At 70.4% G+C, this 24,098-nt stretch carries 20 protein-coding genes; 6 read left to right on the forward strand and 14 right to left on the reverse strand.

Annotated features, from left to right (window positions below):
- Window positions 1-26 precede the first annotated feature (26 nt).
- Together ACIQFZ_RS25615 and ACIQFZ_RS25620 are read right to left on the reverse strand one after the other, a co-directional pair.
- A complete protein-coding gene (locus ACIQFZ_RS25615) occupies window positions 27-377 on the reverse strand; it encodes a metalloregulator ArsR/SmtB family transcription factor (protein WP_365425804.1) in 351 nt (116 codons plus the stop codon).
- A gap of 108 nt (window positions 378-485) precedes the next feature.
- Window positions 486-2,114, reverse strand: coding sequence for a SulP family inorganic anion transporter (locus ACIQFZ_RS25620; RefSeq protein WP_402692238.1), 1,629 nt, complete (start codon window positions 2,112-2,114; stop codon window positions 486-488).
- 376 nt (window positions 2,115-2,490) lie between these two features.
- On the opposite strand from ACIQFZ_RS25620, the gene ACIQFZ_RS25625 reads away from it, so the two are divergent.
- Window positions 2,491-3,708: an MFS transporter gene (locus tag ACIQFZ_RS25625; RefSeq protein ID WP_376652548.1), complete on the forward strand. Its 1,218-nt coding sequence runs from the start codon at window positions 2,491-2,493 to the stop codon at window positions 3,706-3,708.
- Window positions 3,709-3,743: 35 nt separating this feature from the next.
- On the opposite strand, the gene ACIQFZ_RS25630 is transcribed toward ACIQFZ_RS25625, so the two are convergent.
- Complete coding sequence (locus ACIQFZ_RS25630) at window positions 3,744-5,204, reverse strand: APC family permease (protein WP_365776419.1); 1,461 nt, start codon at window positions 5,202-5,204, stop codon at window positions 3,744-3,746.
- On the reverse strand, window positions 5,197-6,888 hold the full coding sequence (locus ACIQFZ_RS25635) for an amidohydrolase (RefSeq protein ID WP_402692226.1): 1,692 nt from the start codon (window positions 6,886-6,888) through the stop codon (window positions 5,197-5,199). The genes ACIQFZ_RS25630 and ACIQFZ_RS25635 overlap by 8 nt, the downstream gene beginning before the upstream one ends.
- A 128-nt stretch (window positions 6,889-7,016) precedes the next feature.
- Between ACIQFZ_RS25635 and ACIQFZ_RS25640 the strand changes: the two genes are divergently transcribed.
- A complete protein-coding gene (locus ACIQFZ_RS25640; RefSeq protein ID WP_365427435.1) occupies window positions 7,017-7,616 on the forward strand; it encodes a TetR family transcriptional regulator in 600 nt (199 codons plus the stop codon).
- A 47-nt stretch (window positions 7,617-7,663) separates the two neighbouring features.
- Here the strand turns inward: ACIQFZ_RS25640 and ACIQFZ_RS25645 are convergent, their stop codons facing one another.
- Window positions 7,664-8,953 (reverse strand): hypothetical protein, encoded by a 1,290-nt coding sequence (locus ACIQFZ_RS25645; protein ID WP_402692227.1) that lies wholly within the window; start codon window positions 8,951-8,953, stop codon window positions 7,664-7,666.
- 323 nt (window positions 8,954-9,276) lie between these two features.
- Between ACIQFZ_RS25645 and ACIQFZ_RS25650 the strand changes: the two genes are divergently transcribed.
- On the forward strand, window positions 9,277-10,614 hold the full coding sequence (locus ACIQFZ_RS25650; protein ID WP_402692228.1) for a PP2C family protein-serine/threonine phosphatase: 1,338 nt from the start codon (window positions 9,277-9,279) through the stop codon (window positions 10,612-10,614).
- Between the two features lie 35 nt (window positions 10,615-10,649).
- Here the strand turns inward: ACIQFZ_RS25650 and ACIQFZ_RS25655 are convergent, their stop codons facing one another.
- The 5 genes from ACIQFZ_RS25655 to ACIQFZ_RS25675 form a co-directional block, all read right to left on the reverse strand.
- Window positions 10,650-11,684, reverse strand: a complete 1,035-nt coding sequence (locus tag ACIQFZ_RS25655) for a LacI family DNA-binding transcriptional regulator (protein ID WP_383061195.1) — start codon at window positions 11,682-11,684, stop codon at window positions 10,650-10,652.
- Window positions 11,685-11,871: 187 nt separating this feature from the next.
- Window positions 11,872-12,066, reverse strand: a complete 195-nt coding sequence (locus ACIQFZ_RS25660) for a ferredoxin (RefSeq protein ID WP_141365015.1) — start codon at window positions 12,064-12,066, stop codon at window positions 11,872-11,874.
- Between the two features lie 52 nt (window positions 12,067-12,118).
- Complete coding sequence (locus ACIQFZ_RS25665; RefSeq protein ID WP_402692229.1) at window positions 12,119-13,354, reverse strand: cytochrome P450; 1,236 nt, start codon at window positions 13,352-13,354, stop codon at window positions 12,119-12,121.
- 81 nt (window positions 13,355-13,435) lie between these two features.
- A complete protein-coding gene (locus tag ACIQFZ_RS25670) occupies window positions 13,436-14,614 on the reverse strand; it encodes an FAD-dependent oxidoreductase (protein WP_365776412.1) in 1,179 nt (392 codons plus the stop codon).
- A 234-nt stretch (window positions 14,615-14,848) separates the two neighbouring features.
- On the reverse strand, window positions 14,849-15,913 hold the full coding sequence (locus tag ACIQFZ_RS25675; RefSeq protein ID WP_365427453.1) for an acetamidase/formamidase family protein: 1,065 nt from the start codon (window positions 15,911-15,913) through the stop codon (window positions 14,849-14,851).
- A 451-nt stretch (window positions 15,914-16,364) separates the two neighbouring features.
- On the opposite strand from ACIQFZ_RS25675, the gene ACIQFZ_RS25680 reads away from it, so the two are divergent.
- On the forward strand, window positions 16,365-17,627 hold the full coding sequence (locus tag ACIQFZ_RS25680) for an MFS transporter (protein WP_383061200.1): 1,263 nt from the start codon (window positions 16,365-16,367) through the stop codon (window positions 17,625-17,627).
- A 41-nt stretch (window positions 17,628-17,668) separates the two neighbouring features.
- On the opposite strand, the gene ACIQFZ_RS25685 is transcribed toward ACIQFZ_RS25680, so the two are convergent.
- The 4 genes from ACIQFZ_RS25685 to ACIQFZ_RS25700 all read right to left on the reverse strand — a co-directional run bounded on the left by ACIQFZ_RS25685 (window position 17,669) and on the right by ACIQFZ_RS25700 (window position 22,144).
- Window positions 17,669-18,163 (reverse strand): DUF1097 domain-containing protein, encoded by a 495-nt coding sequence (locus tag ACIQFZ_RS25685; protein ID WP_365427458.1) that lies wholly within the window; start codon window positions 18,161-18,163, stop codon window positions 17,669-17,671.
- An 83-nt stretch (window positions 18,164-18,246) separates the two neighbouring features.
- The gene (locus tag ACIQFZ_RS25690) at window positions 18,247-19,674 is read right to left on the reverse strand and encodes a DUF1116 domain-containing protein (RefSeq protein ID WP_365430984.1); all 1,428 of its coding nucleotides are present in this window, start codon (window positions 19,672-19,674) and stop codon (window positions 18,247-18,249) included.
- Complete coding sequence (gene fdrA / locus ACIQFZ_RS25695) at window positions 19,671-21,215, reverse strand: acyl-CoA synthetase FdrA (protein ID WP_402692230.1); 1,545 nt, start codon at window positions 21,213-21,215, stop codon at window positions 19,671-19,673. Before fdrA ends, ACIQFZ_RS25690 begins: the two co-directional genes overlap by 4 nt.
- Window positions 21,212-22,144 carry a DUF2877 domain-containing protein gene (locus tag ACIQFZ_RS25700; RefSeq protein ID WP_402692231.1) on the reverse strand — a complete coding sequence of 311 codons (933 nt, stop codon included), beginning with the start codon at window positions 22,142-22,144 and terminating at the stop codon, window positions 21,212-21,214. The genes fdrA and ACIQFZ_RS25700 overlap by 4 nt, the downstream gene beginning before the upstream one ends.
- Window positions 22,145-22,271: 127 nt before the next feature.
- On the opposite strand from ACIQFZ_RS25700, the gene ACIQFZ_RS25705 reads away from it, so the two are divergent.
- Together ACIQFZ_RS25705 and ACIQFZ_RS25710 are read left to right on the forward strand one after the other, a co-directional pair.
- Window positions 22,272-23,201 carry a carbamate kinase gene (locus ACIQFZ_RS25705; protein WP_402692232.1) on the forward strand — a complete coding sequence of 310 codons (930 nt, stop codon included), beginning with the start codon at window positions 22,272-22,274 and terminating at the stop codon, window positions 23,199-23,201.
- A 97-nt stretch (window positions 23,202-23,298) separates the two neighbouring features.
- Window positions 23,299-24,078: an ankyrin repeat domain-containing protein gene (locus ACIQFZ_RS25710; RefSeq protein WP_402692233.1), complete on the forward strand. Its 780-nt coding sequence runs from the start codon at window positions 23,299-23,301 to the stop codon at window positions 24,076-24,078.
- Window positions 24,079-24,098: the final 20 nt, after the last annotated feature.

A 24,098-nucleotide genomic window follows, 5' to 3' on the forward strand; every position in this document is an offset into this window, starting at 1 on the left:
GGGCCGCCGCCGTCCGGTGACCGTCGCTACGACGACGGCTTCCTCTCCGGCTGGTCCGCCCGCAGATCGGCGAGCAGCTCCGCCTGCCCCGCCAGCACACCCGACAGGATCGAGCGGGCCACCCGCATCAGCTCCGCCACCTCCAGGTTGGCCAGCGAGTAGTACACGTTCGACCCCTCCTTGCGGGTCCGCACCAGGTTCGCCCGCCGCAGCACCGCCAACTGCTGGGACAGGTGCGCCGGTTCGATCCCCACCTCGGGCAGCATCTCCGCGACCGCGTGCTCGCGCTCGCTCAGCAACTCCAGGACGCGGATACGGGCCGGGTGTCCGAGCGTCTTGAAGAACTCGGCCTTCAGTTGGTACAGGGGCGTACTCACCCTGCCGTCCCCTCCCCGGCACGGTACGACCGGAACGGCCTGCCCACTCGGCATCGCATCCACCTACTCGTCAAGAACATGCGCCCTATCCTCGCGTGTCCGGTCGCGTCACTGTCCAGCCGGTGCCGTCGGCTCGGCCGGCAGGACTCCGGCCAGGTGCAGGTGATCGCGGGCGGCGTGGATCGCCTCGGGCGTGTTGGCGTAGTCGCGGCCCTCGTGCTGAAGCAGTTCCAAAGCGCCGACGGAGTCGAGTACCTGCCGCTGCTCGGGACGGATCCCGGAGGCCAGGACGACGATGCCGCGCCGGTTCAGCTTCTCCACCGCGTCCTTCAGGACGAGGGCGCCGGTGGCGTCCATCGTGGACACCCGCGACATCCGCAGGACGACGACCTTCACATCCGCCACCTCGGTCAGCTCCAGCAGGAAGCGGTGCGCGGCGGCGAAGAACAGCGGACCGTCGATGCGGTAGGCGACGATGTGCTCGGCGAGCAGCTGGTGCTCCTCGTCGGTGTGGTCACCCCGGTCGAGGGACACCTGGTCGAAGCGGGCCTGCTTCGCCACGGCCCGCAGGGCGAGGGCGCCGGCGGTCAACAGGCCGATGATCACCGCGTACACCAGGTCCAGAGCCAGCGTCGCGGCTGCTGTCAGGACCAGGATCACGGCGTCGGACCGGGTGGCGCGGGCCATCGCCTTCAGCGAGCCGACCTCGACCATGCGGATCGCGGTGGCCAGCAGCACGCCGGCCAGCGCCGCCAGCGGGATCTTCGACACCAGGGGAGCCGCCGCGAAGACGATCACTGCGAGGACGGCGGCGTGGGTGAGGGCGGCCAGCCGGGAGCGGGCACCCGTGCGGACGTTGACGGCGGTGCGTGCGATGGCTCCGGTGGCCGGGACGCCGCCGAACAGCGGGGCGGCGATGTTGGCCAGCCCCTGGCCGAGCAGCTCCCGGTCCGGGTCGTGGCGCTGCCCCACCGTCATCGCGTCGGCGGCGGCCGCGGACATCAGCGACTCCAGCGCGGCCAGCGCGGCCACCGCCACGGCCGGGGCGAGCAGTGAGCCGAGCGAGCCGGGATCGAGGAAGGAGAGGGAAGGCGCGGGCAGCCCCGCGGGCAGGTCGCCGATCGGCTTCGCGTCCAGTCCGGCGACCTGAGCCACGACTGTGGCGGCGATCACGGCGACGATGGAGAACGGCACGGTGGGCCGCCACCGCGCACCGGCCAGCATGAGCACGACCACACAGACCGCGAGCCCCACGGCGGTCCAGTCCGGCGCCTTCACGAACTCCTCGACCGCGTGCCAGGTGATGACGAGGACCTTGTCGCCCTCGGGTTTGGGCACGCCCAGCGCGTTCGGCACCTGCTGCAACCCGATCACTCCGGCGATGCCGAGCGTGAAACCCTCGATCACGGGTGCCGGCACGTACTGCATATAGCGCCCGGCCCTGAACGCGGCGAGGACGACGAGCATCACGCCGGCCATCAGGCCCACCGTGAGAACGGCGGTCGGACCGTATTGGCCGACGATCGGCACCAGGACCACGGTCATCGCCCCGGTCGGCCCAGACACCTGGAGATTCGACCCGCCGAACACGGCGGCCAGCGCGCCGGCGATCACCGCGGTCGCCAGACCCGCCTCGGCGCCGAGCCCGGAAGACACCCCGAAGCCGAGGGCGAGCGGCAGCGCCACGATCGCCACCGTCAGTCCGGCGAGCAGGTCACGGCGCGGATCACGCCGCATCTGGGACAGATCGGAGCGGGAGGGCAACAAGGAGGTGATCCGTTGGTACAGCGGAACCGACACGACCCCTCAGCTTCCCCTCGCACAGCCCCACCGGGGCGAGCCACACAGACGCTGTGCCCCCGGCTACCTGGGGGCACAGCGAATACAGCATCTAAGCAATTGCGAAATTTAGCAATCCTGAAATCCGATTTGTGCTGTTTGTGTAGATAAGGGGCCGCTGTGGGTCGATGGGACACGTCAGCCCCACGCTCCGGGAGCCAAGCCAAGCCAAGCCAAGCCAAGCCAAGCCAAGCCAAGCCAAGCCGAGCAGGCGGGAGACCGCCCCGTAGGCTTCTCCCGCCCACTTGGTTCCGGTGAGGGAGGGGGAGCGACCATGAACGCCGGCATACAGCGCGGCGCGATCGCCGCCGTACAGGTACTCGGTCTCGCCGTCTGGTTCTCCATGTCGGCGGTGGTTCCCACACTCCGCGGCGAGTGGGGGCTCGACTCCGCCGACGCCGTATGGCTGACCGCGTCGGTCCAACTCGGGTTCGTCACCGGCGCGCTCACGTCCGCCGCTCTCACCCTCGCCGACCGTCTTCCACCCCAGCGCCTTCTCGCCGGCGGCGCCGCCGCGGCCGCCGTGTGCACAGTGCTGCTGGCCCTGTCGGTCGACCGGTTCGCCGCAGCCGTTCCGCTCCGCTTCGTGACCGGTGTGTGCCTGGCCGGTGTCTATCCGATCGGCATGAAACTCATGGCGTCCTGGGCGCACGGCGCCGCACGCGGCAAGTCCATGGGTGTTCTCATCGCCGCACTGACGCTCGGATCGACCCTTCCGCACCTCATCGCCGGCATCGGGTCACTGCCCTGGCGGGGCGTTCTCCTGGTCGCGTCGGCCGCCGGGCTCCTGGCCTCCTGCATCGCGCTGGCCTTCATCCGCGTCGGCCCCCATGCCGCCCCGGCCGCGCCCGCCCGCAACCCCCGCTACGCCCTCACCATGTTCACCCAGCGCGGCCCCCGCTCGGCCAACCTCGGCTACTTCGGGCACATGTGGGAGCTCTACGCCCTGTGGACCTGGATCCCGGCCTTTCTCGCCGCCACGGACAGCGCCGGTCACCTCCCCGGATCGGTCGAGGTCACCGTTTTCCTCACCATGGGGATCGGCGGTGTCGTCGGCTGTCTGCTCGGCGGCTGGGGCGCCGACCGCTTCGGCCGCCCTCCCGCCGCCATCGCGGCCCTGGTCACCAGTGGTCTGTGCTGTCTGCTCTCACCGCTGCTCGTCCACTCCCCGCCGGCCCTCGTGGTCGCGTTCTGCGTCCTCTGGGGCGCCGCGGTGATCGCCGACTCCGGAGTGTTCTCCACCGCCCTCAGCGAGGTCGCCGACTCCCGCTACATCGGAACGGCCCTCACGGCCCAGACCGCGATCGGATTCGCCCTCACGGTCGTCAGTATCCAGCTGACCCCCCTGCTCGCCGACGCCGTCGGCTGGCGCTACGCGTTCCTCCTCCTGGGTCCCGGCCCCCTGGCCGGCGCCCTCGCCATGCGCGCCCTGCGAACCGGAACCGGCTCCACCGAGCGTGCGGGACGAGGGCGTACCGCCCTTCGGCTCTGATCACCGCGCCCCAGGCACCCGAGCACTGCCCGGGCTCAGTCCTCCAGGTTCAACGTCCGCACCGGGCGGCGGAATCCGCCCGTGCGGAGGGTGAGGATCCCCACGCCCACCAGCGCCCAGATGACGCCCACGACCTTGGCCGGGGTGTCCAGGCTGACCCACAGGGCCACGTTCACCACGAACCCGAGTGCGGGCAGCACCAGTTGCAGCACGGCGGCGACCGCTCCACGAGCCTCCGCCCGTCCGGCGCGCCGGTCGCGCACCCAGAACCCGATCACCGCCAGGTTCACCGCGGCGAAGGCGACGTAGGCGCCGAAGTTGATCAGCGACGCGGCGCTGCCGAGGTCCAGGAAGACCGCGGAGGCGGCGATGAGACCCACGACGAGCACGTTGAGGGCGGGGACGCCGGTGCGCGGATCGACCCGTCCGAAGACCGCGCGCGGCAGCATGCCGTCACGCCCCATGGCGAACAGCAGTCGTGCCGCGCTCATCTGCTGGGTCAGACCGCACCCGAGCACCGCGGTGAGGTAGCCGCCCACGAACACCGCCTGGAACGCGGCACCGCCGATGTACTTGGCGATCTCCGGCGAGGCACCCACGATGTTGCCCACGGCCGAGACGTCCGGGAAGAGCGTCTGCATGGCGTAGGTGATGGCCAGGAAGAACACCCCGGCCGCGGCCACGATGAGCAGGATGGCCCGCGGGATGTCCCGGCGCGGGTGCTCGGCCTCCTCGGAGAGGGTGGAGACGGCGTCGAAGCCCAGGAACGACAGAGCCAGCAGCGAGGCGCCGCTGAGCAGGGCGGGCAGCGGCACCGAGGCCGGGTCCCAGCCGGTGGTCCCGAAGGACTCGCCATGGGTGGAGATGGCACGCACGGCGAACACGAGGAAGGCGATGGCCACGCCGGCCTGGATGACCACGAGCGCCACGTTCACCTTGGCGGCCAGCTTCACGCCCACCAGGTTCAGTGCCGTGCAGACCACCACGGTGGAGAGCACCCACACCCACGCCGGGATGCCGGGCAGCACGGCGCCCATGTAGATCGCTGCCAGCAGGGCATTGAGCATGGGCAGCAGCACGTAGTCCAGCGTGGCGGACCAGCCCACCAGGAAGCCCACGGGCGCCCCGAGCGACTTGCCGGCGTAGGTGTACACGGATCCGGCGGAGGTGATGCGGCGGGCCATCCGCGCGTAGCTGAGCGCGGTGAGCCCCACCGCGACGAGAACGGCCAGGTAGGCCAGCGGCACATGGCCGTCGGTCGCTTCGGAGACCAGACCGAAGGTGTCGAACACCGCCAGCGGCGCCATGAACGCCAGGCCGAGGAAGACGATGTGGCGCAGCTTCAGGCTGCGGCGCAACTGTGCGCCGCCCTGGGCCGCCTGGTCCCGGTCGCCGTCGGTGACGGTCGCGGTGCCCTGCCCGATGCCCGAGCGCTTTGCCGCGGTCTGTGTGGCGGTGCCCTCGACGGAGCCTGAGGGAAGGCTGCTGTCAGACATGGGCGTGACCGCCTTCGGCTTGGGCGGAGCAGGAGGTGAGCGCACCGTAGTGGCCGGCGGTGGCGCGTGCCGTGGCGGCCTCGTGGACCACCTCGCCGCCCACCCAGGTGACCTCGGCTCGCTGCTGGAGCAGCGCCGCCGGGTCCGGTTCGAGCGCGTAGAGGTCCTCGGACCATGCGACGAGGTCCGCCTTGGCGCCCTCGCGGATGACGCCGTACTCGTCCTCCCGGTGCCAGGCCCAGGCGCCCTCGGCCGTATAGCCGCGCAACGTGTCGTCGAGTCCCAGGCGCTCCGCCGGGGTCCAGGCGTCCTTGCCGTCGAGGCCGGCCCGGGTGAGGGCCGAGTAGAACCCGATCAGGGGGTCCATCTCTCCCACCTGCCAGTCGCTGGAGAGGGCCACATGGGCACCGGAGGTCATGAGTGAACGCATGCGCCAGGCGCGATCCCAGCGGGCCTCGCCGATGTTCTCCATCCAGGTGCCGGCCACGAGGTCCGGGGAGCAGTGGCGCGGCTGCATGGCGGCGGTGACGCCGAGCTGGGCGAAGCGCGGCAGGTCCTCCGGGGCGAGGCACTCGACGTGCACGATCCCGTGGCGGCGGTCGCGTGTGCCGTTGGTGCGCGCGGCGTGCTCGATCGCGTCCAGGGCCAGGCGGATGCCGCCGTCGCCCGTCGCGTGGGTGTGGGTCTGGAAGCCGAGGCGGTCCAGTTCGGTGACGACCTGGGTGAGTTCGCCGAGCGGTGCGGAGGGGTGGCCGCGGTGCCCGGGCCGGTTGGCGTAGTCGTCGAGCATCCAGGCGTTGTGGGGCTCGATCACGTCGTCGGCGTAGAGCTTGACCGGGCCGAACGCCAGGCGGTCACCGCTCGGGGCGGCGTCGGCCGCCGCGCGCAACTGCTGCCGGAACGCGCCGTCGGACCCCATGGGGTGGAAGAGCGCCGCGATGACGCGGGAGCTGAGGCGTCCCTCGTCCCGGGCACGCTGGAACAGGTCGATCTCGGCGAGCGGGACCTGCGGTTCCACCACGGTGGTGATGCCGGCGGCGGTGGCCATCTCGAGGCTGCCCAGCAGCTTGCGGTAGCGACGCTGCGGCGAGTACATGGGGATGTCGCGCTGGAGGCCGGCCAGGCCCGCCGTCGTCATGGCGCTCGTGTAGAAGTCGGTGACCCACCCGGTGGCGCGTCCGTCGGCGTCGCGCTCCGGGCGGCCCCAGGGGATGTCGCCGCCGTCGTCCAGGCGCAGCGCGCGGATGGCGGCGTCGTTGACCCACACCGAGTGCTGGTCGTAGGTGGTGACGAAGACGGGGCGGGAGGTGATGCCGGCCAGGTCGCGGGCGTGGGGGCGGCGGCCGTGGACTACCGAGTACACGGCGTTCTCGGCGCAGATCCAGGTCAAGTCCGCTCGTGCGTCGGCGAGTTCGGCGATACGGCGGCGGACCTCCTCGAGGGTCTCGGCGCCTTCGAGGCTGACGGCGTCGGGGTCGAAGCCGAGCAGCAGGTGGTTGTGGCTGTCGATGATGCCCGGAGTGAGGAGGCCTCCGTCCAGGCGGCGGTGCTCGCGGGCCGCCGGGGCCTCCGCCTCGTCGCCCACGAAGGCGATGCGTCCGCCGGTGATGCCGACGGCGCCGGCCCACGGGCGGGCGTTGTCGAACGTGCGCACACGGGCGCCGGTGATCAGGGTGTCCAGCATGGTCGTCCTTGGTTCTGAGCCGCGCCACGAACGCGCGGCGAACGTGCGCCGAGACGGCGCCCGCATTTTTTGCCATCGGCGTCAAAGAATGGTTCGAGTCTCATGAGCGTCTCGGCTACTGTCAAGGGATGGCCCGCCGAAAAAATCAGGACGAACGCCGCGCCCACCTCATCCAGGCGGTCATCGACACGACCGCCGAGACCGGGCTCCGCTCCCTCTCACTCGCGGACGTGGCACGCAAGGCGGGGCTGACCCGAGGGGCCGTCCTGTACTACTACGACGACCTCGACGCGCTGTTGAGCGAGGCCTATCGCGCGGGCATGGAACGCTTCTGCGACCGGCGGGACGCGCTGCAGGACACGATCGAGAACCCGGCCCGACTCCTGGGGGAGACGATCCGCGCCGGGCTCCCGACGGGACCGGACGACGCGCTGATGCGCCTGCTGTACGAGTTCGACGTGCTCGCCGACAGCTCCCCCCTGCACACCAAGCTGGTCGAGTCGATGTACGAGCGGCAGCTGGCCACGTACCGGACCGTGCTGGAACGTGGCGCCGGCGCCGGGGCCTTCAACCTCATCCTGGACACGCCGACGGCGGCCCTGAACCTGGTGGCGCTGGAGGACGCCTACGGACTGCACATCGTGGCCGGCAACGGCCAGATCAGCGTGCAGCGGGCCGTCGAGGCGATGTTCGACGCCGCGCGGGCGTTCGGCGCACCGGCTGCGTGAACGCCTCAGTCGCTCTTAGATGCCGACTCGTTGGTGGGCCTTGGCCGTCATCCGGAAGGCGGTGCGGGGCGGGTGAGGTCCTCCATGCCGGGTGCTCCGGTGATGGCGGTCAGGGTGCGTTGTAGAGCGTTCGCCAGATGGCCGGCCTGTTCGCGGGTGTACCAGGCGCGGGGTTGGACGAGATCCAGGCAGAGCGCCTTGTCGTGGCGGCTGACGAAGAGGGTCGGGACGGGGCCGGGCGGGATGGTGAGGACGTGCAGGCGCGTGGCGGTCAGGCCCGGCGGCAGCACGGGCGGAGTGCTGTAGTGGGCGACATTGCTGACGGCGAGGGTGACGGCCGCGGAGGCCAGTCGGCTCAGCATGTGCGCGGTGGCCAGGTACTCCAGTTCGGCGTGGCCGGCGTCCAGGGCCGTTTGCAACTGGCGGCCGATCTCGACGGCGGTGGTGCCGAGGTCGGTCTCGGGGCCGACGGTGGCAGTGGCGGAGGCGGTGGAAGCGGCGAAGGCGAACTCGTCCGCCGGCAGGGGAGAACGCAGTCGTGGCCGCAGGTCGACGGGGATGAGGCAGGTCAGTTGTTCATGGCCGTCCACGGGGGAGAGGAGGCCGCGGACAGCGGTCATGGCGATGGCGCAGAGCAGAGTGTTCGCGCTCGCGCCGCGTAGGTGCGCGTCCCGGGCCAGTGCTTCCGTCTGCTGAGCGGACAGGGCGAAGCGGTGGCGGTGGACGCCGTCGGCCGGCCCTGGTCCGCCGTCGCGGGCGGCCTGCGGAACGAGGGCGGCCGGGTGCGACGCGTCCAGCCGTGCCGACCACTGCGCGGCGTACGCGGTGACGTCGGCGGGACTGTGCCGGGCGAGCAGGCGCTCTTCAACGGGCCCGGGCAGCCCGGCGGTTTCGGCAGCCGACGCCTTGCCTGCTCCCGCGGCCAGATCCCGGTAGATTTGCCACAACCGCTGGTGCAGCGCCAGCATGCAGGCGCCGTCGCTGACGGCATGCCAGGCCATCAAGGTCAGCGTGTGCTCGCGCGGGCCGTCGCGGTGAAGCAGGACGCGCAGCACCTGGTCACCCGGCTTGAGGAAGTGAGCATCGTGCGGGGCCCATCCGTCGGACGCGAAGCTCAGGCCGACAGGCTCATCAGCGGCGTCGCATCGCAGGACGAGACCACCGGGTCCTTCCACGATACGGGCCGATAAGACCGGCATCCGGTGAGACAGCACCCGGACGGCCTTGCGCAACAACTCGGTGTCCAGGTCCCCGTGAAGTGTCCAGCCGACGACGGTGGGACTGCCGGTCGCGGCCATTGCCGCCTCGCTGGGCGCCAGTACACGCTGCAGACTCAACTCCGCGCTCTCTTGGGCCCGTTGGCGCACCAGGCCGGTCTCGCTCCGGCCCGTGGAAGCACAGTCGAACACCGGCCCCTCGCGAGCAGCAGGGGTCACGCCCCGCGCACAGGTGCGCACCGCAGTGCGAGCCGCCCGGGTCTGTGCGAGCATGGCATGCCGCTTTCGGAGTAATGGACGGTATGAGTAGTTCGGTCGTGTCAGGCTGTGACTTCTTTGACCGCGGTCGTGTCGGGAGGCCGGGTGTACCGGGACGGCATCGGCTACCTGGACCTGGACAGGAAGGGCGCCAAGCTGGTGTTCAAGACCTCAACCAGGCGCTCATGATGGCCGGGCACGAGGACGAGCCGCAGTGGCCCGGGATCCCTGATGTGAGTCAGCGCCTGAACGAGGAACTGGACCAGATCAGCGAGCGGCTCCAGGCGCTGGCCGCTGCCAAGGACCGGCTTCAGGGCCTGCTGGACGCGGTGCTGGCGATCAGCCGGGAGCTGGACCTGTCGTCCGTGCTCTACCGCATCGTCACCACCGCGATGGACCTGGTCGGCGCCCGCTACGGTGCCCTGGGGGTGCTGCACGAGTCCGGCGAGTACCTGGAAGCCTTCATCACCGCCGGACTGTCCGAGGAGGAGCGCGCCGCTCTGGCCGGGGTGGAGTTCCCCCACGGCCGAGGGGTGCTCGGACTGCTGATCCACCACCCCGAACCGCTGCGCGTCACCGACATCGCGTCCCACGCGGCCTCCGTCGGGTTCCCGCCCGGCCACCCCCACATGCGCACCCTGCTCGGAGTGGCCATCAGCGTCCGCGGCGAGATCTACGGCGACCTCTACCTCTCCGAACGCCACGACGGACGCCCCTTCGACCGGGCGGACGAGGAAGTCCTCGTCGCCCTCGCCAGCGCCGCGGGCATCGCGATCGAGAACGCCCGCCTGTTCGGCCAGATCCGCGACAGCGCCGAGACCTTCCAGCGCCTGCTCCTGCCGACCCTCCCGGACCTGCGGCCGTTCACCGCCGCCGCGATCTACCAGCCCGCCGCCGAGCCAAACCGTCTGGGCGGAGACTGGTACGACGCGGTCATCCTGCCCGACGGCGCGCTCGGTGTCGTGATCGGAGACGTCGTCGGCCACGACCTCCACGCGGCCGGCGCCATGGCCCAGACCCGCAGCATGCTCCGCGCCCTGCTCTACGACCGCCGCACCCCGGCCAGCGGCATCCTCCGCCAGCTCGACATCACCCTGCACGCCACCACCGAGAACCCCGTCACCACCGCCCTGCTGGCCCGTATCGAACCCGACGGGCACGGTGGCTGGACGCTGCACTGGAGCACCGCCGGCCACGTGCCCCCACTGCTGATCACCCCCGACCGGCGGGCCGAATACCTGAACGCCGACCCGGGCGTCCCACTCGGCGTCAGCACCGACCAGGTCCGCCCCGACCACACCCGGGCTCTGCCCGCGGGGGCCATGGTGATCTTCTTCACCGACGGACTCGTCGAACACCCCCAACACTCCATCGACGAGGGGCTGGACGCCCTGGCCGCACTCGCCACCACGTACGCGGACCAGCCGTTGCAGGACTTCGTGCGCACCCTCGCCGGCCACCACCCCAGCGACGGCCACGACGACATGGCCATCCTCGCCCTGCGCACCCCACCGCCCGCATGACCTGGCCGTGCCGGCGCCCACCCCCGAAGGGTGCGTCAGCTCGGCGTGGACCGGGCTGCCGGCGCGCTGCCGGTCGACTCCCTGATCTCCAGCCGGGTCGGCAGCACCAACGGCCGCCCCGAGACCGCGTCCGGCCCGTCCATGGCCTTGCGCAACTCCCGCGCGCCGAGGCTGCCCAGTTCGAACGAGGGGAGTTTCACCGTGGTCAGGGACGGTTGCACGATCCGGGACATCGGCTGGTCGTCGGCGCCGGCCACGGACACCTCCTCCGGAACCCCGACCCCGAGGTCACGCAGCGCCGCCAGCGCGCCGAACGCCTGGAGGTCGGAGCCGCACACCAGCGCGGTCACTCCGGAGTCGCGCCAGGAGGGCCAGTTGCCCGCCACGCTGTCGTAGGCCGCCGTCACGTCGATGGGGGAGCGCGCCACCACGACGCCCACCTGCTCCGACGCCTTCCGGGCCTCGTCGGTGAACGCCCTGCGGCGTGCCTCCAGGGTCCGCGTCCGGGTGTCGATGTCGAGGTAGGCGAACCTCCGGTGGCCGAGGCCCGTCAGATGGCGGGCGAGTTCCCTGGCGCTGCCGCCGACGTCCAGGTTGACGCGCGGCAGGTCCTTCTGCCGCCCCGGGGAGTCGAGGATCACCACCGGGCACGACGGGTTCAGGGACGTCACCAGGTCGCTCTCGACCGTGGAGATGATCAGGCCGTCCACGCCCAGGTCGAGCAGCCGCTGGACGCTCTCCTGGCTGACCGTCTGGCCCAGGGCCGTGACCACGGTGAGGACCTGGTACTCCGGGCTCAATTCGCTCAGCAGACCCATCTGCACACTGCTGAAGAACGGGGTCGCGACATCGGGCGCGACGTAACCGACGATGCCGGTCCGGCCGGTGGCGAGGCTGCGGCCCCGGCGGTCGATGCGGTATCCGAGCCGCTGCGCGGCCGCGTGGACCCTGTCCCGCGTGGCCTGGTTCGCCCTCCCGGAGTCCTTCCCGTTCAGGACCAGCGACACGATGGAGACCGACACCCCCGCCTCGGCGGCGACATCGGCACCCGTAACCCGGCGGCGTGCCACGAGTGCCACTCCCTTCCCGCCGGAGGCCGGCGACCAGCCCCTGCGAGCGCCGCGGCCCGGTCCGACCGGGCTCGCCAGCGTCGATGATACGTTCCGCGGCTCCGGCGCCGGGGCCCGGTGAGCAGCACACGCCCGGCGGTGGCCGGGACCGTCCACCGCCAGGCGTGCGCGCACACGAGGACCGAGATCAGTCCACGATCCGCAGGGCCCGCTCCGGGCAGGCCTCGACGGAGTTCCGGGCCTCCTCAAGGAGTTCGGCCGGGATCTCGTCGACCAGGGCGACGGCGATGCCGTCCTCCCGGAGGTCGTAGATCTTCGGCCAGCCGAAGTAGCACAGACCGTGTCCCTTGCAGAGGGCTTCGTCGACCTGCAGGCGTGGCATGGGTTTTCCTCCTACTGACTGCTGACGTGCTGTTGGGCTGCCGGCTGAGGGGTCAGCGCACGGACACGCGGACCGACTCCATGCCCCAGATGACGAAGGCGGAGTTGCGGCGCGGCTCCTCGACGAGCCCGAGGTCCGGGCACAGGTCCCGGATCGAGGTGAAGGTCTCCTCCAGCTCGATGCGGGCCAGCGGCGCGCCCAGGCAGGCGTGCACACCGCCGCCGAAGTTGACGTGGCGGGACGCGTTCACGCGGCCGACGTCGAGCACCTCCGGGTCGGTGAACAGGCGAGGGTCGCGGTTGGCCGCGCCGTACAGCATCGCGATCTTCGAGCCGAAGGGGATCCTCCGGCCGGCGATCTCGACGTCGTCGGCCAGCACCCAGCGCTCGAACAGCTGCAACGGGGGATCCCAGCGGATGACCTCCTCCACCGCCTGCCGCGGGGCCACCTCCTGGGAGGTCACCCGCGCCCACTGGCCGGGATGGCGCAGCAGGGCGGTCATGCCGTTGCCGGTGGTGTTGACCGTTGCCTCGTGACCGGCGTTCAGCAGGACGATCACCGTGGACACGATCTCGTCGTCGGTGAGCTTCCTGCCCTCCTCCGTCTCGGCCTGGACCAGGGCGCTCACCAGGTCGTCGGAGGGCTGCCGGCGGCGCAGCGCGATGAGTTCGCGGACGCAGGCGATGAAGGCCGCGGCCGAGTCGTTGGCCTGCTTCGCCTGCTCCTTGGTGGTGTCGAGCTCGTACATCTTCACCATCGCGTGCGCCCAGTCCAGGAACAGCGGGGCCTGCTCCTGGTCGGCTCCGAGCAGTTCGCAGACGATCGACACCGAGTACGGCATCGCGTAGTCGTGCAGCAGGTCGAACTCGCCCTGCTCGACGAGGTCCGAGAGCAGCTTCCGGGAGCGGGCGCGGACCGCTTCGCGCATCTGCGTCACCCGGCGCGGGGTGAAGGCGGAGGACACCAGCGAGCGGATCCGGGTGTGGTCCGGCTGCTCGAGGTCCAGCAGGCTCCACTTCTCGGCCTGCCAGAAGTCGGCCCACCGGGCGTCGCGCGGCGCGACCCCCATCTCCTCGGGGGTGTACTTGTGGCTGAAGTTCCGGGTGAGGCGGGCGTCCCGCTGGCACGCGAACACGTCCTCGTGGCGCGTCACGAGCCAGAGTCCCAGCGACTCCGACCTGACGACGGGGGTGTTCTCCCGCAGGTGGTTCAGAACCGGGTAGGGGTCCTTCAGGAACTCGGGGTCGGTCGGATCGAAAATCTGCGCGTCCTGCTGCGAACTGCCCATGGTTCTTCCTTTCAACGTCAACGCTCACCGGTGCGCCGGTGCACCGAACGCGGCTCCTCGGACGGCCTGCCGGCAGTCCGCTCAGCCGTTGGGCGGCCCCAGCCGCTCGCACTCCTCCGAGATCCTTCTGCGCGAGAGCATCGCGTCCCTCGGGCGGTTGATCGTCGTGGCACCGGTCAGCCGGTCGCCGAGCCGGTGCGTGACGAACAGGGCGCCGTCGCCGTCGTGTTCGACCTCGCTGCGTCCGCCCGCGAGGATGCGGCCGACGTGCTGGATCTTCATGTCCAGCTGGTCGGACCAGAAGTACGGCACATGCACGAACGGCGTCCGGGCCGCGCCCTCGCCCCGCAGCTCGCCCAGCAGGTTCGCGGCCGCCGCGGCACCCTGCTCGCGGGCGGTGCTCCAGTGCTCGACACGCATCCGGGCGCCGTAGGCGGGGTTGTGCCAGCGCGCCGCGTCACCTGCGGCGTAGACCAGGTCCGCCGAGGTCCGGCAGTAGGCGTCGGCCTCGATGCCGTTGCCCAGTTCCAGGCCCGATCCGGCCAGCCAGTCGGTGGCCGGGCGCACCCCCACACCGGCGACGACGATGTCCGCCTCGATCGCCCGGCCGTCGTCCAGGACGACGGTGGAGAACCGCCCGTCGCCCCTGACTTCCGAGACCGAACGCGATGTCAGCAGGGTGACTCCGCTGTCCCGGTGGGCGGCGCACACCCGCTCGGCGGCCACCTCGCCGATCGCCGGGGCGAGCGGCAGCGGAAGCAGTTCGACGACGGTGACGTCGAGCCCCAGCCGGACGGCGGTCGCGGCCACCTCGAGGCCGATGAAGCCGGCGCCGACGAGCACGATCGACCGGGCGGTCCGCAGCGATCCGCGCAGTACGAGCGCGTCTTCCAGGGTGCGCAGCCGGCGCACCCGGGCCTGCTCGTCGGGGAACGGCAGGGGCCTGGACTCCGTCCCCGGGGCCAGGACGACCCCGGACGCCCGCAGCTCCGATCCGTCGCTCAGCCGCAGCACCCGCTGCACTGAGTCCAGCTCGGTCACCGACGCGCCCAGCGAGAGGGTGATCCCCAGCCGGGACCAGTGCGCGGTCGACTGGAACTGAAGCGCCGGGAGGTCGAGCCTGCCCTGGAGGACCTGCTTGGACAACGGCGGCCGGTCGTAGGGGAGTTGTGCCTCCGCCTCGATCAGCCGGATCTCCCCGTCATAGCCCTTGGTCCGCAGCGCCTGCGCGGCCGCGGTGCCGGCGACGGAACCACCCACGACACATATGCTCGGCCGATCACCCACGTGTTGCTCCAACTCGCCGGCCGACAAGCGCTCGACCGGCATCCCGTGACCCGCCCGGCAGCACTGAACAGACTTCTGACAAATGAGTGGGGCAAGGGCCGGAGAAGGCTCCCCGACTCATGCCCCCACGGGGAACCTACGTCCGGCGCCAAGTTTAGTCAATCGTTTGACTTGGCGCCGCGACGCGGGACAGGGCCTACGAGATGCTCACCGCATCTCATGGATGACGTTCTTGCTCAGCACGAAGTGCGCACCCTTCACGCCGTTGACCACCTGTGTCACCCGAAGGTCGCCGGCCACGCTGAGCAGGGAGTAGGACTCCCGCTGGGACAGCCCCCACCGGCGCCCCATCTCGTAGACGGTCTCCGCGGCGGCGATGCGGACCGCTTCGTCGAGGTTCTCGTGGAAGCCGTGCACCATCACCTCCGTGTCCGTTTCCAGCAGCGGTGTGCGGATGCGCAGGTTCTTGTGCAGGACGAACTGGAGCATCACGTTCAGATGCCCCTCGATCGCGGTTCCGGAGATTTCGCCGTCCCCTTCGGCGAAGTGGGTGTCGCCGGCCCAGAACAGCGCCGACGGGACCTGGACGGGATAGAACATGCGGGTCCCCGGAACGAAGCTGCGGTTGTCGACGTTGCCGCCGAACTCCCCCGGTGGCACCGTGTGGATCCGGCCGCTCTGGGCCAGTGCCACCCCGGCGGTGCCCATGTGGGGGCGCAACGGCACGCTGACGCCACGCAGCGCGGACTGGCGGGCGACGGTGTGCGGCTCGATGAACATGCCGGGGTACGGCGGCTCGTCGGCGTAGGGGTACGCGTACTGGAACAGGCCCTTGGCGGTGCCCTGTTGCCAGTCGGCCTCATAGACCACCACGTGCTGGTGGGACTCCAGATCCGTGGTCGTCGCGTGGCCGAGCGGGGCGCGTACCGGTCCGTACAGCAGCCCCCAGTTGGCCTGGAAGTTGACGCCGTAGGGCAGGCGCGGCTCGGCCTGGAGGAAACGGCACTCCAGGACGTCCCCGGGCTCGGCGTCGGTGACGGCGATGGGGCCGGTGACGATGTGCGGTCCAGGGCCCCGGTCGTTCTTGTCGATGTTCTCGTACACCTCTCGGACACCGTCGTCCAGCATGAGGTCGGGTGCCTCGCCGGCGTGGTGGGTCAGGCACTCCATTGCCACGACGTCGCCGGACCGGATCGTCAGCGCCGGTTCAAGTGCGTTGTCGAAATAGCCCCATTGGCAGGTCTCGGGGGTGGCGGTCAGCTTGTGGTACACGCAGGTCTCCCGTCATCCGGTGATGTGGCACTCGTACGAGGAAACTGGTGTTGCTGCCTGCTGGCCGCCGTCCATACCAGGACGGCGGGGGACACCCTCGCGCTCTCCGTGGCCCCGCGCGTGGCCCATCTGTCTGTCGTAGTCGTGTGGTTGACGCACGGATGGCGATCGCGGTGTCGACCTCCGCAGTATTGCATACGATATGTTGTAGACCATAGAGCCTTGCAGTGAGCCGCACGGGTGCGTCCGAGGTCACCGGCCTCGGAGGGTGCAGGCCGCTTGGTATACCATTTCTGTCATGGCTGTGACTTTGAGGCGGAGATCGTCCCCGACGCGCCGGCGTGTGCCCCTGAGCGCAAGCTCGTGATCCGCGGTGGCGAGGTCGTCGCCCGCGAGGGCGCCTCCTGCTACGAACCAGTCCCGCAACACCCTCACCCGAAAGGTTCTCCACGTGCCGTCGGCGTCAGACGCCTCCAGTCACCGGCCGGGCCTGCGCGGCGCGCTGACCTCCCTGCGGGGAAACCGGCCCTTCCAGTGGCTGTGGTTCTCCAACGTGTTCTTCTTCGGCGGAGTGTGGACCCAGACCCTGGTACTCGGCTGGCTCGCGTTCGAGTTGACGCACTCCGAGTTCCTCGTCGCGGTATTCACCGCCGCGCGCCTGGCGCCCATGTTCCTCGGCCCGGTGGCCGGCGCGTTCGCCGACCGGCACAACCGCGTCCGGCTGCTCGTGGTCGCCTGCGCCTGGGCCACGGGCGCGGGCACCGCGGTGGCGGCCCTGGCCACGGCGGACCTGCTGCCGTACTGGGTCCTGGTCGTCGGCGGCCTGGCCATCGGCCTCGCCCAGTCTCCGTCGCAGCCGGCCAGAGCCTCGGTGGTGCTCGAACTCGTCGGGCAGGAGAAACTCTCCAACGCCAACGCGCTCAACGCCATGGCGATGAACATGACGCAGGTGATCGGCCCGGGGCTCGGCGGAGCCATGATCGCGGCGATCGGCGCTCCGGCCGCGCTGTGGGTCTCGACCGCCTGGTACGGGCTCTCGCTCCTGATGCTTCTGCCCCTGCGCGGATACGGGAAGGTCGTCCACGACCAGGCGCAGTCGGTGCGGGCGATGGTCGTCGGCGGACTGCGGATCATCGCGCGCAGCCGGCTCGCGGTGGCGGTGCTCGTCGTCACCCTGGCGGCGAACACCCTGTTGTGGCCGGTCTATCAGGCCTTCATGCCGGTCTTCGCCGAGGAGTCTCTCGGGCTCGACGCCGCGGGACTCGGCGCTCTGCTGACGTGCAGCGGCATCGGGGGACTGGTCGGTTCACTCGTCATCGCCGGTTTGGGCGACTTCCCTTACAAGGGTGGTGTGTTCGTCTTCGGCACCACGGTCTGGGCCGCCCTGTGGGCGGTGTTCGCCCTGTCCCGCACGGTGTCGTTGTCGTTCGCGCTCATGTGCTTCATCGGCCTCACCAGCGCGGCCTTCGGGGTGCTGCAGACCACCCTGTTGCTGCTGACGACCGATCCGGCCGTCCACGGCCGGGCACTGGGACTCCAGGAACTCTGCATCGGCGTCATGCCTGTGGCCACCCTTGTCCTCGGCGCGACGGCGGAGCGGGCAGGGGTGGCCAGGACGGTCTTCTGCGCGGCTCTCCTCCTTGTCTGCGGGCTCGGGGCTTTGGCGCTGCGCGTGCCGGCACTGCTGACGTTCAGTGGCCGCCGTACTCCATGACGAGCCCGGCGGCACAGAGGCCGGGAAGCCGAAACGCCGCTTCAGCTCTCCTGGCCGACGGGTTCGGCGTCGGTGCCGGGCTTCCACCGCGCGAAGATCGTGCTGCCGCCCCAGTCGCAGACCAGACCGAGCAGGACACCTACTGCCAGGGAGGCCAGCAGCACCACCCAGTCGTTGTCCTTGATGGCGAAGAGCGAGTAGCAGCCCACGAAGGTGCCCGGGACGAACGACGTCCACTTGAACCGTCCGAGCAGCACGATGCACATGACGAAGAAGCCCACGGACACCGCGTAAGCGGAGTTGGCGCTGCCCAGCAGGTCCGCGCCCTGGAGCATCAGCCAGGCGCACCCCACGCCCGCGAACGAGGACGTCACGGTGAGCGCCGCCCCGGGAATCAGGCGTATACCGCAGGCGAAGTACGCCGTGCAGCCGGCGAAGCCCGCCCATGCCGAAAGGTCCATCAGGCCCGCGAATCCGCCCCAGAGACCGCAGAGCAGGCCGGTGAACGCCGCCGTGGCAAGCCGGTAGAGGTTCAAACCATTCTCCCCTGAGATGGTGTGAAGGAAGGCGGCGGACCCCCCGGTGGCCGTCGGGCGGTCCGGGGCGGTCCGCCGCGGGGTCAGGCGAGCTTCTCGGCGAGGGCGAGAGCCGCCTTCTCGAAGACCTCGGCGGGCGGGTAGGTGATCCCGGCGCCGATCATGCCGATGCCCGGCTCCTTGTGCGCGATGGCGGTGTTGATGACGGGCAGGATGCCGGTGTCGAGCACCTTGCGGACATCGATCCCGGTCGGCAGGCCCTGGAAGCCGAGCGAGGGGATCGTGATGTTCGGGTTCTGCGCGGTGGTGATCTCGCCCATGTCCCGCGTGTAGGCGACGGCCTCCTCGACGGTGCCGCCCACGAGCGCCACGATCGCGGGCGCCGCGGCCATGGCGAAGCCGCCGAAGCCGTACGTCTCACTGATGGCGCTGTCACCGATGTCGAGCCCGGAGTCCTCGGGCTTGTAGCCGGCGAACATGGGGCCGATGACCTTCTGCGCCGGGCCGGTGAGCCAGTGGTTGCCCGGCAGCCCGCTGACCCGGATACCGAACTCGACACCGTTGCGGGCCATCGTCGTCACGATCGTCGAGCCCTCGATGCCGTGCGCGGCGTCCAGCGCCGCCTTGGCCATGGCCAGCCAGGTCGGCCCGGAGAAGTAGTCCGAGCTGGCGATGAAGTCGAAGACCTCCTTCTTCTGCTCGGTCGTGAAACCCGTCTGCAGCAGCGAGGGGGCGAGCGCCTGCAGGAGCAGCAGGGTGCCCGCGATGTTGCGGTTGTGTGCCTCGTCGCCCATGTGCAGCGCCTGGGCCAGCAGCAGGCGCAGGTCGATCGGTCCGCCGATCTCCATGGCCTCCTTCAGCATGGGACCCAGGACGTCCCGCATCCAGACCAGCCGGTCGATGACGCTCTGGTCGTTGGCGCCCATGCGAAGGATCTTCGCCATCTGCTCGGACAGGTTGGTATAGGCGTAGTTGCCGTGCGTCTCGTTGTGCAGGATGTGCATGTACATCGACGCCGAGGTGACCCCCGCCATGGAACCCACGCAGTCGTGCTCGTGGCACGGCGAGAAGGTGATGGCGCCGGAGGCGGCGACCTGCTCGGCCTCGGCGAGGTCGGCGGCGAGCCCCTCGAAGACGATCGCGCCGAGCACGGCGCCCTTCATCGGGCCGGACATCCGCTCCCAGGTGATGGGCGGACCGGCATGGATGATCGTGGTCGGGGTCATGCCGGGCACGACGTCGATGGCCCGGCCGAAGCCGATCAGCATGGGCTTGGCGCTGGTGATCCGCTCGATCGCCTCGGCGTTGGCCGCCTCGATCCGCGCGGCGACGTCCGGCCGGGCCAGGAGGTCGAGCGCGGCGATCACCTCGGGGTTGCCGCCGCCCGGGGGCGTCCAGTCGAGGGTGGTGACCTTCGCGCCCTGGGCGGAGATGTCCTCATCGAACATCGCCAGGCCGACGTTGACGACGTTCAGTTCGCCGTCGAAGAGCTGGGTGGTGGGGCTGGTCATGCGCGGTTTCCCTCCCGGACGATGGCGCGGGCGAACTGCCCGGTTTCGGTGCTGCTGCGGGTGACGGTGACCCCCGCGGACTCGAGCGCGGCGACCTGCTCGGCCAGCGACGGCTTGTCGAGGTCGGTGCCGAGGACGTAGCCGACGATCTCCAGATGACGTCCGGCCGCGGCGGCGATGCTCTTCGCCTCCGCGATCGCCGGCAGCGTGACCCCGACCGGGTCCTCGTGCGCGCCGAACCCGAGGACGAAGTCCATGACGATGACGCCGACCGACGGGTCCTGCGCCTCCCGCACCAGGCGCTCCAGCCGCAGGGACGGGTCGATCATCGGGTGCGGACGGCCGTTGGTGAACTCGTCGTCACCGAAGTCGAGGAAGGTGTGGCCCCGGCTGGCGTCCGCGGCGTGCAGGACGTGGGCGGGGTCCTTCTGGATGTTGCTCCAGACCTCCTCGCCGGCGTCGAGCAGCGCGTACATCGACTCGTCGCACAGGGTGCCGCCGCAGAACAGACCGCGGACGTGGCGCTGCTCGGTGTTCAGCTTGGCGCGCACGGCCTCGACGCGGTCGGCGTCGAGACCCGGCACGGCCGACTCCGGGTCGCTGGTCAGACGCACGGCCTGGAGGGCGGCGTCCTGGCTGCTCGCGGCGAAGTGTCCGCCGGCGTCGGTGACGGCCTGCTCGGATCCGCCGATGAAGTACACGACGACGGGCTTGCCCGCGGTGGCGATCTCGGCGAGGACCTTCCGCTCGACCTCCGGGGCCGGCGGCTTGGAGACGAGCAGGATCGCCTCCGTCCGCGGGTCGGCGGCCAGGGCGCGGATGCCGTCGATCATCATGACGCCCCCGACCTCGGCGCTCAGATCGCGTCCGCCGGTGCCGATGAGCTGCGAGATTCCGCCGCCCAGGGCGTGAATGCGCACACTGACTTCCTGCGAGCCGGTGCCGGAGGCCGCGACGATGCCGATCGAGCCGGGACGGACCGCGTTGGCGAAGCAGAGACCGACGTTGTTGATGATCGCGGTTCCGCAGTCCGGACCCATCATCAGCAGGCCCTTGTCATGGGCCAGCGTCTTCAGCGCGATCTCGTCGGCGAGCGCGACGTTGTCGCTGAACATCAGGACGTGCAGGTCGTTCTCCAGCGCCTTGCGGGCCTCACGGGCCGCGTAGGCGCCGTTGACGGCGATGACCGCGAGGTTCGCCGACGGGTCCGCCTGGGCCGCCGAGGCGATGGTGCGGTGGACGACCTTCGTCTCGCCGCCGGCCGGCGGCTTGCGCACCAGGAGCTCCTCGACCCCGGCGATGACGGTGTCGGTGTCGACACCGTCGGCCGTCACGACGACGATCATGAGGTCGCCGTTGCCCGCCCCCTCGACCTCCGGCGTGAGGAGGTCGAGGTTCTTCAGCACTCCCTTGTTCATCTCGGTGGCCATCGCGACGAAGGCCTGATCGACGCCCTCGAACTGGTTCGCCTTCGTCGAGATCGACATCAGGGACACCGAGTCGAAATAGGTGTTCTTCTTGACCACTGCTGTGACGTTCACATGGAACCTCTCAGTTCTGCTTCCAGGCGGAGTCCGGTCAGCAGGCCGGACAGGAGGTCGGTCCCGGAGGTGTGGCCGATGCCGAGCACACGGCAGACCGGGACTCGAAGGTGCTCGGCCGGCTGCGCGGCGTCCCGTCCGTCCGGGACGAGAAGACGGTGCAGAAGGTCGAGCAGGCTCTGGCGGGCACGCCCCCGGAGGGCCTCGCGCAGTGTGATGCGGCTCAGCGGCGTCGTACGGTCCGGGTGACGGTCCATCACATCGTGGACGGCCTCGACGTACGCGGACAGGTGGCTGCCCGGCTGGGCCGCCAGCAGAGCCATACCGGTCAGGAAGTCGTCACCGGCCGGGGTGAGTCCCGGCCCGAGGCCGAGCAGTTGCGTGATCGCCGACGCCATGCCCGGGATGTCTCCGGCCCGCACGGCTCGTTCCAGCGCGTTGCGTCCCCGGCGCAGCCGGGCGCCGATCTCGGCGTCGAAGACGTTCACCGGTCCTCGCGGGGTGCGCATGCCCCCGGCCACCCCGTGCTCGTACAGCAGTTCCGCCAGCACCCGCGCCCGGGCGAGCAGCTCCTGTGTACCGAGTCCCAGCACGATCGATTCGGCATACCATGTATCCGGCTCGCTGAGCGTCACTGAGTGCTTCGCCGGCTCCCCGAGAGTGATCGCATCGGCTGCCAGTCTGACGGGGTCGCCCACGGTGAGGCGCCAGGCCGACCACTCCGCGAGGTCGACGCGGATGCTCCAGGGTGCGTCGTCGAGAACGCGCGCGCATAGCGTGATGAGTTCATTGTCGCAGGTCAGAAGGTTTACGGTGCGACCGAAGATGGAATCAACGCGTGCTGCGAGAGGGCCGGGACGCAGACGTGCGGCCAGCTCGGCGTCGATGGAGAGCGCCGGAGTCGAGGTCGGCAGAGTAGACGATGTCATGACCCCTCCCCGTCGTGCGGGCATTTCCAGCCGAGGAACCCTGTCGCCTAAAAGGTATACCATCTGACCTTGCTGTGGAACGTTGGGCACCTCGTCCGCCCAGCGAGTCAAGGAGAGGGGAACGAGCATGCGAGTCGTCGTGGCACTGGGTGGGAACGCCCTGGCGCGTCGCGGAGAGCCGATGACGGCCGATCGGCTGCGCACCAATGTGAAGTCGACCTGCGAGGCACTGGCGGGCCTCGCCCGCGAGCACGAGGTCGTCATCACGCACGGAAATGGGCCGCAGGTCGGCCTGCTCGCGCTGCAGAACCTGGCCTACCAGGATGTCGCCGCCTACCCCCTGGACATCCTGGGGGCGGAGACGCAGGGCATGATCGGCTACGTCATCCAGCAGGAGCTGTCCAACGCGCTCGCCGGCGAGCGTGAGGTTGCGGCCGTGCTCACCACGACGGTGGTCGACGAGGGAGACCCGGCTTTCGAGCGGCCGACCAAGCTCATCGGCCCGACCTACTCGGCCCAGGACGCCGCCGAGGCGGCCGCGGAGTACCGGTGGACGATAGCGCGTGACGGTGGTTCCTTCCGCCGGGTCGTGTCCTCGCCCAACCCGCTCCGGGTGGTCCAGGCGCCGGTCGTGCGCCTGCTGCTGGAGAACCAGCGGCTCGTGGTCTGCGTCGGCGGCGGCGGGGTGCCGGTGCGCATCGACGGCAAGGGCCGCGAGATCGGCATGCAGGCCGTGGTCGACAAGGACCTCGCCAGCGCGGCGCTGGCCGCGGAGCTGGAGGCCGACACCCTCGTCATGCTGACGGACGGCGACTACGTCAGCGAGAACTGGGGCACCCCGCAGCAGCGGGACATCAAGACCGCGTCCGCCGACGCTATTTCCCAACTCCCGTTCGCCGAGGGGTCGATGCAGCCCAAGATCGACGCCGCGATCCACGTCGCGAGGGCCGGCGGCCGTGCCCTCATCGGGCCGCTTGACCGGCTCGACGACCTGCTGGCCCGCAAGGTCGGCACCGAGATCCGCGAGGACGTCGACGCCGGCATCGTCTACGTGTGACGCGGGCCGCTCGTGCGGTCGCAGCGGTTCCCCGCCCGGCGACGGGCCGTGTGCGGGGACCGCTGTCTCATTGGCAAAGGAAACGGAGGGCCCGCTCATGGCCGACACTCCACGCAACACGATCTCCTCGGCCCGCCGGTGGACGGCCCGCGCGCTGACGGCGGGAGCCGCGGCGCTGACCCTTGCCGCCTGCTCGGCGACAACGGACTCCGTGCCGCCCAGCAGGACCTCGTCGCCTCCGGTGCCGGCCCCGGCGACGAGCCGGTCACCCAGCACCACGAGTAGTAAGGAAGCGACCGCGCAGCTCCTCGCGGCGGTGGGGGACAACAACACGAGCTCCGCGGCCAGGGCCATCAAGGCCGGCGCGAACCTCGAAGCGCGCAACGACCAGGGACGGACGCCGCTGGTCATGGCCACCAAGGCCAATCACGTCAAGCTGGCACGCCTGCTGCTGGAGTCCGGCGCGGATCCCAACGCGAAGGACGAGATCCAGGACTCCGCGTTCCTGTACGCCGGCGCAGAGGGACTCGACGAGATCCTCAAACTCACCCTCGGACACGGCGCCGACGTCCGCAGCACCAACCGCTACGGCGGGACCGCTCTGATCCCCGCCAGCGAACACGGACACGTCGAGACCGTCCGGATCCTGCTGGCTGCCGGTGTGCCCGTCAACCACGTCAACAACCTGTCGTGGACCGCCCTGCACGAGGCGATCGTGCTCGGAAACGGCTCCCGGGACCACGTCACGGTGGTCAGGCTGCTCCTTGCGGCGGGCGCCGACCCGTCGATCCCCGACAAACAGGGAGTCCTGCCCCGCGACCTCGCGGCACGGCGCGGCTACCAGGAGATCGTGAAGGAGATCGACCGGGCATCCTGACAGGGGGAGGCAGCGTGAAC

The sequence above is a fragment of the Streptomyces sp. NPDC093064 genome, from assembly GCF_044754605.1.
In the GTDB taxonomy this organism is placed as follows: domain Bacteria; phylum Actinomycetota; class Actinomycetes; order Streptomycetales; family Streptomycetaceae; genus Streptomyces.

What these genes read in the sequence shown, in the direction of transcription:
- ACIQFZ_RS25710 (WP_402692233.1), top strand. Translation starts at nt 23,299, where the DNA reads ATGGCCGACACTCCACGCAACACGATCTCCTCGGCCCGCCGGTGGACG.
- ACIQFZ_RS25705 (WP_402692232.1), top strand. Translation starts at nt 22,272, where the DNA reads ATGCGAGTCGTCGTGGCACTGGGTGGGAACGCCCTGGCGCGTCGCGGA.
- ACIQFZ_RS25620 (WP_402692238.1), bottom strand. Translation starts at nt 2,114, where the DNA reads ATGCGGCGTGATCCGCGCCGTGACCTGCTCGCCGGACTGACGGTGGCG.
- ACIQFZ_RS25665 (WP_402692229.1), bottom strand. Translation starts at nt 13,354, where the DNA reads ATGGGCAGTTCGCAGCAGGACGCGCAGATTTTCGATCCGACCGACCCC.
- ACIQFZ_RS25660 (WP_141365015.1), bottom strand. Translation starts at nt 12,066, where the DNA reads ATGCCACGCCTGCAGGTCGACGAAGCCCTCTGCAAGGGACACGGTCTG.
- ACIQFZ_RS25625 (WP_376652548.1), top strand. Translation starts at nt 2,491, where the DNA reads ATGAACGCCGGCATACAGCGCGGCGCGATCGCCGCCGTACAGGTACTC.
- ACIQFZ_RS25640 (WP_365427435.1), top strand. Translation starts at nt 7,017, where the DNA reads ATGGCCCGCCGAAAAAATCAGGACGAACGCCGCGCCCACCTCATCCAG.
- ACIQFZ_RS25635 (WP_402692226.1), bottom strand. Translation starts at nt 6,888, where the DNA reads ATGCTGGACACCCTGATCACCGGCGCCCGTGTGCGCACGTTCGACAAC.
- ACIQFZ_RS25700 (WP_402692231.1), bottom strand. Translation starts at nt 22,144, where the DNA reads ATGACATCGTCTACTCTGCCGACCTCGACTCCGGCGCTCTCCATCGAC.
- ACIQFZ_RS25630 (WP_365776419.1), bottom strand. Translation starts at nt 5,204, where the DNA reads ATGTCTGACAGCAGCCTTCCCTCAGGCTCCGTCGAGGGCACCGCCACA.
- ACIQFZ_RS25690 (WP_365430984.1), bottom strand. Translation starts at nt 19,674, where the DNA reads ATGACCAGCCCCACCACCCAGCTCTTCGACGGCGAACTGAACGTCGTC.
- ACIQFZ_RS25650 (WP_402692228.1), top strand. Translation starts at nt 9,277, where the DNA reads ATGATGGCCGGGCACGAGGACGAGCCGCAGTGGCCCGGGATCCCTGAT.